This is a genomic window from Photobacterium japonica, assembly GCF_050337005.1.
In the GTDB taxonomy this organism is placed as follows: domain Bacteria; phylum Pseudomonadota; class Gammaproteobacteria; order Enterobacterales; family Vibrionaceae; genus Photobacterium; species Photobacterium japonica.
In genome coordinates this window covers 1-13,290 of the sequence record NZ_JAKJSN010000015.1, presented here as the reverse complement: position 1 = coordinate 13,290, position 13,290 = coordinate 1, and the positions used below count along the sequence as shown (strand labels likewise).

Below are 13,290 nucleotides of genomic sequence, written 5' to 3'. Positions count from 1 at the left end.
GCCCCCTTGTTGTCATTGTTATTCGAGGTTCTCTAGGCCAGCACGGTTGAGCAGGAATTGGACCAGCAATGGAACCGGACGGCCCGTTGCTGTTTTGTCTTTGCCACCGACCCATGCGGTACCGGCGATGTCCAGGTGGGCCCAGTTGTATTTCTTGGCAAAACGCGCCAAGAAACAGCCTGCGGTGATGGTGCCAGCGCCTGGGCTACCCAAGTTCGCCATATCGGCAAACGGGCTCGTCAGTTGCTCTTGGTACTCATCGTTCATTGGCAGACGCCATGCACGGTCACCCGCTTGCTCAGAGGCATTGATCAACTCGTGGGCAAGTGGGTTGTGGTTTGAAAGCAAACCACTGATGTGATGGCCCAATGCCACTACACAGGCGCCAGTCAGGGTTGCCACGTCAACCACGCAGTCAGGCTCAAAGCGTTCAACGTACGTCAGGGCATCACACAATACCAAGCGACCTTCTGCATCCGTGTTTAACACTTCAACCGTTTGGCCAGACATGGTGGTCAGGATGTCGCCCGGACGGTACGCACCGCCACCTGGCATGTTTTCACAGCCAGCCAGGATGCCAACCACGTTGATTGGCAGGTTCAGTTTGGCCAGTGACTTCATGGCACCGAAGACGGTGGCCGCGCCACACATGTCGTATTTCATTTCATCCATCTGTGCAGATGGCTTGATAGAGATACCGCCTGAATCGAACGTTAGGCCTTTACCGATCAATACGATAGGCTTCGCGTTAGGATCGGGGTTGCCTTTGTACTCGATGACCGACATCATGGCTTCGTTTTTCGAACCTTGACCGACCGCTAAGTAAGAGGTCATGCCCAGTTCTTTCATTTCTTGCTCGCCAATGATCTTGGTGCTGACGGTTTCAAAATCGTCAGCCAGACGGCGGGCTTGAGACGCGAGGTAGGCAGGGTTTGCAACGTTCGGTGGCATGTTGCCCAAGTCTTTACCGGCTTTCACGCCAGAGGCAACCGCAAGACCGTGAGAAATGGCGCGCTCGCCCAGAGATAGTTCACGACGGGTCGGTACATTGAACACCAATTTACGCAACGGACGACGCGTTTCTGGCTTATTGCTCTTAAACTGATTAAAGGTGTAGAGGCTGTCTTTGGTCGTTTCTACAGCCTGACGGACTTTCCAGTAGGTATCGCGGCCCTTCACGTGCAGTTCTGTCAGGAAGCAGACCGCTTCCATTGAACCGGTTTCGTTCAGGGTGCTGATCGTTTTCTTGATGATTTGTTTATACTGACGTTCATCCAGTTCGCGCTCTTTACCACAACCAACCAGTAATACACGCTCTGATAATACGTTTGGTACATGGTGAAGCAGCAGCATTTGGCCAGGTTTACCTTCTAGATCGCCACGACGCAGTAGCGAGCTGATGTAGCCCTCGCTGATCTTATCGAGTTGTTCGGCGATTGGAGAAAGGCGACGTGGTTCAAAAACACCGACGACAATACAGGCACTTCGCTGTTTTTCGGGACTACCACTTTTGACACTGAACTCCATGCGTACTCCTACATCCTAATAAAGACAATTAAAGCTAAATGTTAGATAATGCCGCACTTACTTGCTGGACCGCAGATTCGGTATAGGATTAAAGTGCAGGTTAACAATTAACCGAAAGATTAAAAAATAACTAACTAACCGAAAAATTATAGTGATTCCAGCAAAAAAACAAGTTTTCTATGGGTAATTAAAGCGTGATTATTGTTCGGTATTTGACGCGTGAGACATTAAAAAGCCAATTTGCAGTGCTCTTTGTTCTTTTTCTTGTCTTTATCAGTCAGAAATTCATACGCATTCTAGCGGATGCGACAGAGGGGTCTATCCCCAGTGACCTGATCGCAACCCTGTTAGGGTTGTATATGCCGTCAATGGCATTGCTGATGTTGCCACTCAGTTTGTATATCGGGATCCTGCTGACTTTCGGCCGTTTGTACGCGGAAAGTGAGATCACCGTGATGAACGCGACCGGGATTGGCAACAAATTCCTGATCAAAGCCGCGTTGTGTCTGGCCCTCATTACTGGGGGTTTTGCCGCGTTCAATGCGTTGTGGCTAGCGCCATGGTCGGTGGAAAAAACCGAGCAGGTGATGGAGAAGGTAGAAGCCGATTCGGGGTTGGAGTTGCTGGTAAAAGGCCAGTTCCAAGCCGCACCGGATGGCAAAGGTGTGGTGTTTGTCAATGATATCACTGACAGCGGTACCCGGTTAGAGAAGGTCTTCGTCGCTCAGCTAACCGCGAAAGACACCCTACGCCCGAGTGTGCTGGTGGCCGATCGTGGTTACGTTAGTGAGCTAAAAGACGGCCGTCAGATCTTGGATCTGAAAAACGGCGCGCGCTACGAGGGCATTCCGACCCGTCTGGATTATTCGATCACCGAGTTTGATGATTATCAAGCGTTGATTGGCCAGCGTGCCGTACGAGAGAAGCGCCGTGATTGGGACGCAATGCCGACACTGGAATTGATGAAGCGTCCGGAATTAGCGGCGAAAGCCGAGTTTCAGTGGCGAATGTCGTTAGTGTTGTGTATTCCGTTACTGACCATGGTGGTGGTACCGCTGTCGGCGGTGAACCCGCGTCAGGGCCGTTTTGCCAAATTGGTGCCGGCAGTGTTGATCTACCTGACCTACTTCTTGGCGATCAGCGCCGGTAAATCAGGGGTAGAAGATGGCGCTTTGCCATCATTTATCGGCTTGTGGTCAATTAATATTGTGATTTTCTTGGTGGCCGTTGGCCTCAATGCGTGGGATACGCTTCCGGCGCGTAAGTTGCGTGAAAAAATGCGGAGACGTGGTTAATGTTTAAGATTCTGGATTTATACATTGGCCGTACGATTATCTCGACCTCGGCGTTAACGCTCTCTACCTTGGTCGGTTTATCCGCCATCATTAAGTATGTAGAGCAGCTACGTAAAGTGGGCGATGGCACCTACGATCTGTGGAAAGCGCTGATTTATGTGTTACTGAGTGTGCCGCGTGACATTGAAATGTTTTTCCCGATGGCGGTGTTACTGGGGGCCTTGATTGGTCTGGGTATGCTGGCATCTAGCTCTGAGCTGGTGGTGATGCAGGCAGCCGGTTTTTCTAAGTTGGATATCGGTTTATCGGTATTAAAAACGGCGGTGCCGTTGATGCTGATGGTGATGCTACTGGGCCAGTGGGGCGCGCCAGAAGCGCAAAAGGCCGCGCGTGAATTGCGCGCCTTTTGGACATCAGGCGGCAACATGCTATCGGTGCAACGCGGGGTATGGGCGAAGGACAATAACGATTTTATCTATATTGGTCGTGTCCATGAGCAGAAAGAACTGTATGCCATTAATATCTGGCAGTTTGACGATAAAAATACCCTCACTGAAACCACGTTTGCGGAATCTGCCGAGTTCAATGCCGAGAAAGGCTGGCAACTGAAAGACGTGACCATTACTCACATGGGTAAGGTGCAGCTGACGGATGAGAAAGTGGCTGTGCTGCCTTGGAAAACCGCATTAACGCCGGATAAATTGGCGGTAGTGACAGTGAAACCGGAAGAATTGTCACTGTCGGGGGTGTATGACTACGTCAGCTATCTCAAAGCCTCCAAGCAGGATGCCTCCCGTTACGAGTTGGCATTTTGGCGTAAAGCGCTGCAGCCGGTGTCGATTGCCGTCATGATGTTGTTGGCGTTGTCGTTCGTGTTTGGGCCATTGCGTTCGGTGACCATGGGTGCGCGTGTCTTGTCTGGGGTGATCTTTGGTTTTGCGTTCTACATTTCCAATGAACTGTTCGGGCCGATGAGTATGGTGTATCGCTTACACCCTATTATTGGTGCATTAGGGCCAAGTATGGTGTTCTTAGCCATTACCCTCTATTTGCTGCGACGGAAGCTGTAAGCGCCCGCAGAGACAGCAAAATCCGTATGAAAAAGGAGCCGAAAGGCTCCTTTTTTGATCCTGCCATCTGGCATTTTGCTGCGTTGTATCAATTCACTTTGGGCAAAACGACCATTTCACATTCCGCCATGATGTCCTGAAACGACTGTTTAGTCTGACTGATTGGCGCCATCAAGTTCCCCAGACCAAAGGCAGAGGTGCCCATGCGGATCATTGCCTGTGTCACGCGAATATTACTGCCGTCTTTATTTTGCAGGCGCAGCTTCCAAGCGCGCATGCCCAGCGTTTGGCCGCCTTTGCACCAGAAGTAGGCAAAAAAGCCAATGATGACCACAGCCAAGTACACGGTGTAGATCATGCCGACGACGGGGTGCTGTGTCATGTAGGCGCTGATATCGAGATAGCCGGTGGTATCTACCAGCCCAACGCGCTCAAGCAATAGCATCAGCCCTGTTGCGACGCCAGCGGCGAGCATTAAGACGGCGGCAATCACTAAACTGTCGTAGAACCAGGCGCCAAGGCGGCGGAAAAGGCTCGGGTATTCTTTGTGGGAAGGCACTTCCTGTTGTGGTTTCTTTTTCACTTTATCTTCCAAACGTCATCAGTGAGGGGGTCGCGGGGTCAGTGTAACAACTTCCGGAGTTAGGGTGAATGGGAAGTGTCTTGTAAATGAGAGGCCTACAAGGCAGCGAGCCCAGTGACGGTGACTATAGTTAGGAGACTGTTAGGTGGATCGCATGGCTCAAAGTGATCGCGATGCCGCAACAGCCAGTAGAACAGGTGAATGACTCTCACACAGGAGAAACAGAATGGCGGATGCAAACGACAACACAACGAACTGGCCTGAACTCGCCGGTGCTCTGTATGACAAGCTGACAGAGCGCCATGCGGAACTCACCTACGATTTTGACAATGTCGAAATCGGTGTACCGAGTGGGGCGGGGGAGAAGTCCGATAAATCCACGTGGACCGTGAATGGCAGTATCAGTATTCGTGGGCGCACACTTGACTGAATCCGTGCTTCATTTTCAGGGGACAGTGACATTGGATGTGGACGCCGATACGTTGACGTTATCGGCGGATGCGCAGACGGTGACTTTACAGCTCACCACACCGCTGCAGCTCTCGCATGTTTTTCGGCTCTACCGACAAGTGTCAGGACGGTATCGTCTGCAAGCCGCCACGGTCATGCGGGTGCTGTCCCCTTACACCTTGATCATTACGCTTCCTTCACACGCGGCATTAATCGTGATGCCTTATCCTTCGCGTCGATGGCTCCCTTTCTCTGTCYCAACGCAACAAAAAGCCTACTGGTTGAGTGTCCTCCCGAGGTTGTTGTGGCGGACTTTTCGCTAGCCCCCAAGCCGTACTAAGTGGCACGGCCGTATAAAATGCACACGAAAATTTAGCTTGTGGTTAAATGTTGCGCGAACGGTAAATTCAGTGGAAAATCTTAAGGATAAAAGCTTGCGAATGCCCGATGGATACGTATAATCGTCCGCATAAGCCCGGGTGGCGAAATCGGTAGACGCAGCGGATTCAAAATCCGCCGGTGAATAACCGTGTCGGTTCAAGTCCGACCCCGGGCACCATATTAAAATGATAAAGCCTCGACGAAAGTCGGGGCTTTGTTGTATCTAGCGTCCCCCCTTTCTTCCACTCGGCTTTATTGTTTGTTAAAAGCGTTAACTCAAAGATGGTATCATCCAATCATTCTCTCAATGAGCGGTACTCGAAAATGGGTATCTATTCAGTGAAAGAGGCTGATTTTAACGGTTAATTTAAAGAATGAAGGTGCAATGAGAATCCCACAGCGACTACAACCACTTGTTGATGATGGTTTAATTGACGAAGTGTTATCCCAATTAATGAGTGGTAAAGAAGCCTCTGTCTATGTTGTGCGCAGCAGAGGAGAGATCTGTTGTGCGAAAGTCTATAAAGAAATCGAACAACGTAGTTTTAAGCAGGCTGTGGCGTATCGTGAAGGCCGCAAAGTGCGTAATAGCCGTCGCGCACGCGCAATGGAAAAAGGCTCTAAGTTCGGTAAAGATGAGCAAGAAAAAGTGTGGCAGCAAGCGGAAGTGGATGCGCTGTCGACCTTACAGAAAGCCGGTGTGCGTGTACCAAGGCCTTACGGTTGCTTTGATGGGGTGTTGTTGATGGATCTCATCACTGATAATGAAGGCGCGGTGGCCCCGCGTTTGAATGATGTCAGCCTGACGAAAGAGCAGGCGTTAAAAGACCATGACGTGATGATAAAGTATGTGGCGCGCATGCTTTGTGTCGGTATTGTACATGGGGATCTTTCTGAGTTTAACGTGTTGGTGGATGATCAAGGTCCGGTGATCATCGATTTACCGCAGGCGGTTGATGCCTCTGCGAACAATAATGCCAAATGGATGCTAGAGCGTGATGTGAGAAACATGACGAATTACTATGGCCAATATGCGTCTGAACTTTTGGGATCGCAGTTCGCGAAAGAAATGTGGGCACTGTTCGAAGCCGGAGAGTTGACCCCTGACACCGTGTTAACGGGAGAGTTTGCAGAAAGTGACGAAGACGCCGATATTGATGGCCTAATGGCAGAAATCAATGCCGTTATGGAAGAAGCGGCGTTGCGTAAAGCCCGCTTGATTGAAGAACAAGACACTGATTAACTTAATTTTATAATTATTGCGGATAGTGCTTGCACATCATCGTTCTATACGTATAATGAGCCGCACATGCCCGGGTGGCGAAATCGGTAGACGCAGCGGATTCAAAATCCGCCGGTGAATAACCGTGTCGGTTCAAGTCCGACCCCGGGCACCATATTTAAATGATAAAGCCTCGACGAAAGTCGGGGCTTTGTTGTATCTGAAGGTTCGATCTGTCACGCAGATTACCAGTCCAAAGACCTGCGCCAATCACCCCTGCTTGATCCACAAGGCTTCTTTCATATTCCTACTTTCTCCCTTATTTATCTCGGTAATATTTTTCGCTGAAGTTTATTGAATTTTTATTTTATCGTGCTGATGATCGCGTGAAATTATTTATATTGCTATTGAATAAGGTTTAATGACATGAGAAAAATAACATCAGAATGACTCTGTTAATGAGTGAATACCGTCATGCATTGTGAGCACAATGAGGTCGAAAAATAAAATAAAAGTACTAATCGTGATAAYTGTGAGTGTTCTTGCGATCTAAATATATCTTTAATGTTTTGTTTCATTTCAATGTGCCGATGATCGTAATCTATCTATAAACGTGGAAATAATTACGTTATTGATAACAACATTTATTTATTCTGATTGTTTTTTATTATATTCGATAAACGCATTTTCTTGCTGCGGTGAGATATTCCTCACGTTAATGCAACCGGTTGCGCTTTTGGTTTGCCTCATATTTATATACACTTTGTGTATGAACTAAATAACGTAAAAATAACGCTGGAGAATGAAATGAAGAAGATTTTATTGTGTTGCAGTGCCGGTATGTCAACAAGCATGTTAGTGCAAAGAATGCGTAAAGCGGCTGATGAACGGGGCATGGAATGCCATATTGAGGCGCAGTCAGTGAGTACGTTTGAAGATGCGATTAAAGAGTTTGATGTCTGTCTGCTGGGGCCTCAAGTTCGCTTTCAATTAGAAGAGTTACGAAAGGTGGCCTTGCCGTACGGGAAACATGTCGATGCTATCTCGCCGATGGCCTACGGCATGATGAAAGGCGATGAAGTGCTTGAGCAGGCGCTTGCATTAATGACGGAATAATCACGCCTGGAACCTGATTATATTTATTGGGTTCCCCCCTCTCTGATAAATATAGTTATCTGCGCAGACTTGTGCGGAACGGGACTGCTTGTTTAAAAAAGGACGAGTTATATGAGCTTTTATGAAAAAGTCATGGGTGTTGTTGAAAAAAATATCGCCCCCATGGCAGCAAAAATAGGAACCCAGAAACATGTAAGAGCGATGCGTGATGGCTTTATTATTTCAATGCCATTTATTATTGTCGGTAGTTTTATATTGATCTTTGCGTTTCCGCCTTTTGCGGAAGATACCCAAAACGGTTTTGCGCGTGCATGGTTGGATTTATCGAAAACGCATTTTGATACGATCATGATGCCTTTTAATATGTCGATGGGCATCATGACGATATTTGTTTCTTTAGGGGTGGCCTACAGTTTGGCCCGCGCCTATAAAATGGATGGGATCACCAGTGCCTGTTTGTCGTTGATGTGCTTTCTGCTCGTGGCCGCGCCAGCCGGCGAGGGTGGCTTACCGACGGCTCACATGGGCGGGACGGGGATATTTACGGCCGTGCTTTGCGCCTTCTTTGCGGTTGAACTATACCGTTTTTTGAAAAAACACAACATTACGATCCGCATGCCGGAGCAGGTCCCCCCTGCCATTGCCCGTTCGTTTGAAATGCTGATCCCGGTGCTTGTGGTGTTTGTCACGCTCTATCCGCTGAGCCTGTTTGTGCAGGGGCAGCATGACATGCTGATCCCCGATGCGGTGATGCAGATGTTTAAGCCGCTGATCAGCGCATCGAACTCATTACCGGCCATTATTGGCGCCCTTATCGTGTCGCAACTGTTGTGGTTTGCGGGGATCCATGGTGCCGCGATTGTGGTGGGCTTGTTATCGCCAATCTTCCTGACCAATATTGGCGCGAACATTGATGCGTTTGTGGCCGGCGAGCCGATCCCGAATATCTTCACGCAGCCGTTCTGGGACTTTTATATCTTCATTGGTGGCTCCGGTGCCACGTTAGCCTTGTGTATTTTAATGGCGTTTAGCCGTTCTGCACACTTGCGCAGTTTAGGGCGCATGAGTGCGGTGCCCGGCTTCTTCCAAATCAATGAACCGATCATCTTTGGTACGCCGATCGTACTGAATCCGATGTTGTTTATTCCGTTTGTGTTTGCCCCCGTTATCAACGCCATCATTGCTTATATCGCGGTGCATACGGGCTTTGTCGGCATGGGTGTGGCAACCACACCGTGGACAACCCCGGCATTGATCGGTGCATCGTGGGGGGCGGGGTGGACACTGGCGCCGGTCATTTTGGTGGTGGGCTTGTTGATCCTCGACCTGTTTATTTATTTACCCTTTTTCAAAATGTTTGAAAAGCAACTGCTTGATCAGGAAGCCGGCGTGGCGGCAACGGAAGAAAAAGCACGCATCCCCCAAGGCACCGGTGTGCCCGCATAACGTTACCTCACAGGGGAGCGGATACGTCCGTTGCCCCGCTTTCATTTAAGGAGAAATGACATGGATCAAGAAGCTGTTGTAATGGAAATCATCGTGAATGCGGGTGAAGCGCGCAGCCTATGTTATGAAGCGCTTGCCTTGGCAAAGAAACACGAGCAGGCAGACGCGCAAACTCGACTGACACAAGCGAAGGCGTGTTTAAATCGCGCGCATTTGATTCAAACCCAGTTGATTGAAGAAGATCAAGGGGAAGGCAAAGTCAAAATGACCTTGGTGATGGTGCATGCACAAGATCACCTGATGACCACCATTTTGGCGTATGAATTGGTGAGTGAAATGGTCGCTATGTATGACAACAAGGCGCAGTAGAGGGCGAGATGATGACAAAAAAGTCACTGAAACTCGCCATTATTGGCGGTGGCAGCAGCTACACACCGGAGTTGGTGGAAGGGGTACTCAAGCGCCTTGACCGTATTCCGGTCAAAGAAATGCATTTTGTCGATGTTGAAGCCGGGCAAGAAAAGTTGGCGATCATCGAAGCCCTGACCCGCAGAATGGTCGACAAAGCGGGGGCGGATATTGTGATTCGCGCCTCGATGGATAGACGGGCGGCCATTGAAAATGCTGATTTTGTGATGACGCAGTTTCGCGTTGGAGGGCTACAAGCCCGCGCCAATGATGAGCGTATTCCCCTGAAATACGATGTGATCGGACAAGAAACGACAGGGCCGGGTGGGTTTGCGAAAGCGTTGCGGACGATCCCGGTGATCCTCGATATTTGCAAAGACATTGAAGCGCTGGCACCGAATGCCTGGATGCTGAATTTCACCAACCCTGCCGGCTTGGTGACGGAAGCGGTACAGAAATATACGAAGGTCAACACCATGGGACTGTGCAATGTGCCTGTCTCCATGAAGATGATGATTGCGGAGATGATGGATTGTGTGCCGGAAGACTTGTCACTGGAGTGCGTGGGCTTAAACCATCTGGTGTGGGCGCATCGCGCGTGGCTGAAAGGGCAGGACATTACGGCTGAGGTGCTGGAGAAAGTGGGGGATGGTGCCAGTTACACCATGAAAAACATCAGTGAAGAGCCGTGGGATCCGGATTTTCTCCACGCGTTGGGCGCCATTCCTTGTCCTTATCACCGTTACTTTTATCAACCGGATGCCATGCTGGCAGAAGAGAAAGCGGCTTCCTTCAATGAAGGCACCCGTGCTGAGCAAGTGATGATCACAGAGCGAGAGTTGTTTGATCTTTATCAGAATGAAGATCTGGCAGAGAAGCCAGAGCAACTTGAAAAGCGGGGAGGGGCGTATTATTCGGATGCCTCGTTGAATCTGGTCGATGCCATTTATAACGATTTAAAAACCATTCATGTCGTGAATGTACGTAACAACGGTACTGTTGCCTGTTTGCCGGATGATGCGGTGATTGAATGCAGTGCCGTGATAGGCAGTTGGGGGGCACGGCCTTTACAAGTGGGGGCATTAAGTCCGGCGATAACGGGATTGATCAGCCAAGTAAAAGCCTATGAACAGTTGACGGTTGAGGCCGCTGTTCATGGGAGTTATGACCAAGGCTTGATGGCGCTCGCTAATAACCCGTTAGTGCCCGATATTACCAGAGCGAAGTTGATTCTGGATGAAATCCTGAAAACCAATCACGACTACCTGCCGCAGTTTCGTCAGTAGTCTTTCTCCCTGATATCGTGCAATGCGGTGATCTGGCGGTAGTCGGATCCCCGCTTCTTATATAGAGGAGGCCTATCATGCAGATTATTTTTAATGCGGATGATTTTGGATTAACCGAAGGGATAAACCGTGGAATTATCAATGCATGCGATGCCGGGGTGGTGCGTTCGACGACCTTCATGGTCGGGATGGCGGCAGAGTCACACGCCATTGCGCTGGCATCGGCCACGCCGCAATTGAAGGTCGGCGTGCATTTGCGTTTTACGGCTGGTGTCCCGATGAGTCACGGGGCGACGACGCTCATTGATGACAACGGGCTGTTTGTCGATAAAAGTGTATTGATGAAGAAAACCGATATCTGTCAGCGGCAGGTTGCCGATGAAGCCATGGCACAGATAGCGACATTTCTCGCACATGGTCTGCCATTGAGTCATATTGATAGTCATCATCACGCACATACTCACCCGCAGATATTACCTGTCATTCAGGCCATCGCGCGCCATTATCAGGTGCCCTTGCGCGGTACAGGCGTCGTCGGTGGGGCGTTGTCATCGTGTCGTTACCATTTTACTGACCGCTTTTATGGGCGAGAACTCAGTGTGGAAGGCGTAATCGCATTAGCTCGTCAGTATCAGGGGGAAGTCGATGTGTTAGAAGTGATGTGTCATCCCGCCTATGTGGATGATGGGTTAGTGGCGATGAGTGGCTATAGCCATGAGCGGGCGCAAGAACGGGCTATTTTAACGGATACGCGCTTAATGGCGCAGCTTAACGAATTCGGGATACGGATTGCGGACTATTCTGCACTCTCCCGTTATGCTTAATCCCGTGAGAAAAAACAGCCGTGGCGTTGAGTGCCAGAAGTATAGAACGAAAGGAAGAGAGAAATATGGCGAGTATTAAGGATGTTGCAGCCTTGGCAGGTGTCCATCGTTCTACAGTATCAAGGATCATTAATGGTGAAGGCACATTTCGTTCAGATACGCGGCGTAAGGTGGAACAAGCTATGGCATCACTGAACTACCGCCCCAGTGCCATTGCGCGTTCATTGGCGACCGCTTCGACCAACATGACCGGACTGTTGGTGACCTATTATACGGGCGGCTTTTTTGGTGAGTTAATGGATAAGGTGCAATCGGAGTTGGATCATCATAATAAGTTTTTGATCACCGCTCAGGGGCATCACTGTGTTGAAGGAGAAAGGGAAGCGATTCGACGTTTTCATGAGCTGCGGTGTGAGGGGTACGTGCTCAATAGCCGTCATTTAAGTGATGACGAATTAAGGGCGCTCGCGGCCGAACCGACGCCTTTTGTGTTATTGGACCGTTGTGTGCCGGGGCTTGAAACCCGCTGCGTGACCTTTGATCATCAACTGGCGGGGAAGATAGCCGTCAATCATTTGATTGCGCAAGGGCATACAAACATAGGTTGTATTACAGGACCTCAGAACCGGGTCAGCAGCGTGCTGCGTTATCAAGGCTATATAGAGGCCCTAGCGGCGGCAGGGATAGAACGGGATCCGCTGCTGACTGTCGAGGGGGATTATAAACGCCAGAGTGGCTATGTGGCGGCGCAACAGCTTTATCAGTTCAACCGAGAGATGACCGCGTTATTTTCGTGCAGCGAAGAGATGACGATGGGAGCAGTACAATTCTTCCATGAGCAGGAGGTGGCGATACCAGATCAGATCGCGATCACCAGTTTTGACAGCATTGATCTGTGTGCCAGTCTTTATCCGGCCGTCACCGCTGTGCATTTTCCTATTAGCGACATGGCGCGTTCAGCTGTTGAATTGCTGATGGATCAAATGTGCCATGCAGAGACGCAAGGTGAACGGTGTTTCACCCCTGAACTTCGTGTGCGCAGCAGTACGCAAGTAAGTACCTCGGCATTGTGTTTACGTCCTGATTTAGTGGATTCAAGTTTGGTGAATTAACGTTGCGGCTTAATCGGTATAAATGAGAATCCTTGATTGCACATTAGGGAATTGATGGCGTCGAGAACAGATAAAAGAGACAACTCGTGTCTGTTTTTTGAGCGGGTTTTGTTTTCGTTGGTTTATATTTGGTCTATCGCGCTTTTTTTGTGAAAAAATGGCATTTTCACTATTGCCAATGTGATCAATATCTCTATAATGCGACCTCACTGACACGGACAGCGGCGCTAGCCGGCAACGTAAGTCAGTATTGTTCTTTAACAATTTGACCATGCAATCTGTGTGGGCACTCGTGAAATGATAGTCAACAAAAGAATTATCAATGATACTGAGTGACCAATACAAATGATAAGTTTACTTATGATTTGGCACAGTCAATTCGTTCGTTACTTCGGTAATGAACAACACAGTTTTTCATTGAGCCGCTATTTATAGCAGCAAACACTTTTAATTGAAGAGTTTGATCATGGCTCAGATTGAACGCTGGCGGCAGGCCTAACACATGCAAGTCGAGCGGTAACAGGAAGAAAGCTTGCTTTCTTTGCTGACGAGCGGCGGACGGGTGAGTAA

The 13,290-nt window shown here is 49.4% G+C and carries 13 protein-coding genes, 2 tRNA genes and 1 rRNA gene; 14 read left to right on the top strand and 2 right to left on the bottom strand.

From position 1 onward, the window contains the following. Positions 1 to 18: 18 nt before the first annotated feature. Positions 19 to 1,527, bottom strand: coding sequence for a leucyl aminopeptidase (pepA, locus tag L4C36_RS06370; RefSeq protein ID WP_428476958.1), 1,509 nt, complete (start codon positions 1,525 to 1,527; stop codon positions 19 to 21). Positions 1,528 to 1,721: 194 nt separating this feature from the next. On the opposite strand from pepA, the gene lptF reads away from it, so the two are divergent. Together lptF and lptG are read left to right on the top strand one after the other, a co-directional pair. Beyond that, on the top strand, positions 1,722 to 2,822 hold the full coding sequence (lptF, locus tag L4C36_RS06365; protein ID WP_428476957.1) for an LPS export ABC transporter permease LptF: 1,101 nt from the start codon (positions 1,722 to 1,724) through the stop codon (positions 2,820 to 2,822). Next, a complete protein-coding gene (gene lptG / locus L4C36_RS06360; RefSeq protein ID WP_428476956.1) occupies positions 2,822 to 3,892 on the top strand; it encodes an LPS export ABC transporter permease LptG in 1,071 nt (356 codons plus the stop codon). Before lptF ends, lptG begins: the two co-directional genes overlap by 1 nt. 88 nt (positions 3,893 to 3,980) lie before the next feature. On the opposite strand, the gene L4C36_RS06355 is transcribed toward lptG, so the two are convergent. Beyond that, entirely contained in the window at positions 3,981 to 4,475 is a 495-nt protein-coding gene (locus tag L4C36_RS06355) for an RDD family protein (RefSeq protein WP_428476955.1), read from the bottom strand. Positions 4,476 to 4,701: 226 nt separating this feature from the next. Here L4C36_RS06355 and L4C36_RS06350 point away from each other — a divergent pair, with 226 nt between their 5' ends. The 12 genes from L4C36_RS06350 to L4C36_RS06295 form a co-directional block, all read left to right on the top strand. Continuing rightward, the gene (locus tag L4C36_RS06350) at positions 4,702 to 4,905 is read left to right on the top strand and encodes a hypothetical protein (protein ID WP_428476954.1); all 204 of its coding nucleotides are present in this window, start codon (positions 4,702 to 4,704) and stop codon (positions 4,903 to 4,905) included. After that, complete coding sequence (locus L4C36_RS06345; RefSeq protein ID WP_428476953.1) at positions 4,868 to 5,248, top strand: hypothetical protein; 381 nt, start codon at positions 4,868 to 4,870, stop codon at positions 5,246 to 5,248. Before L4C36_RS06350 ends, L4C36_RS06345 begins: the two co-directional genes overlap by 38 nt. A gap of 150 nt (positions 5,249 to 5,398) precedes the next feature. Beyond that, positions 5,399 to 5,484 (top strand) — tRNA-Leu (locus L4C36_RS06340). 207 nt (positions 5,485 to 5,691) lie between these two features. Continuing rightward, on the top strand, positions 5,692 to 6,549 hold the full coding sequence (locus L4C36_RS06335) for a PA4780 family RIO1-like protein kinase (RefSeq protein WP_428476952.1): 858 nt from the start codon (positions 5,692 to 5,694) through the stop codon (positions 6,547 to 6,549). 68 nt (positions 6,550 to 6,617) lie between these two features. Then, a tRNA-Leu gene (locus L4C36_RS06330) sits at positions 6,618 to 6,703 on the top strand. Positions 6,704 to 7,335: 632 nt separating this feature from the next. Beyond that, positions 7,336 to 7,644, top strand: coding sequence for a PTS sugar transporter subunit IIB (locus L4C36_RS06325; RefSeq protein ID WP_428476951.1), 309 nt, complete (start codon positions 7,336 to 7,338; stop codon positions 7,642 to 7,644). 111 nt (positions 7,645 to 7,755) lie between these two features. Beyond that, positions 7,756 to 9,090: a PTS sugar transporter subunit IIC gene (locus tag L4C36_RS06320; protein ID WP_428476950.1), complete on the top strand. Its 1,335-nt coding sequence runs from the start codon at positions 7,756 to 7,758 to the stop codon at positions 9,088 to 9,090. A 60-nt stretch (positions 9,091 to 9,150) separates the two neighbouring features. Further along, a complete protein-coding gene (locus L4C36_RS06315; RefSeq protein ID WP_428476949.1) occupies positions 9,151 to 9,459 on the top strand; it encodes a PTS lactose/cellobiose transporter subunit IIA in 309 nt (102 codons plus the stop codon). A gap of 11 nt (positions 9,460 to 9,470) precedes the next feature. Next, on the top strand, positions 9,471 to 10,784 hold the full coding sequence (locus L4C36_RS06310) for a 6-phospho-beta-glucosidase (RefSeq protein WP_428477059.1): 1,314 nt from the start codon (positions 9,471 to 9,473) through the stop codon (positions 10,782 to 10,784). 77 nt (positions 10,785 to 10,861) lie between these two features. Beyond that, complete coding sequence (chbG, locus tag L4C36_RS06305) at positions 10,862 to 11,608, top strand: chitin disaccharide deacetylase (protein WP_428476948.1); 747 nt, start codon at positions 10,862 to 10,864, stop codon at positions 11,606 to 11,608. 65 nt (positions 11,609 to 11,673) lie between these two features. Further along, entirely contained in the window at positions 11,674 to 12,720 is a 1,047-nt protein-coding gene (locus L4C36_RS06300; RefSeq protein WP_428476947.1) for a LacI family DNA-binding transcriptional regulator, read from the top strand. A 448-nt stretch (positions 12,721 to 13,168) separates the two neighbouring features. Next, positions 13,169 to 13,290: ribosomal RNA gene (locus tag L4C36_RS06295) — 16S ribosomal RNA — on the top strand; the annotation flags it as partial.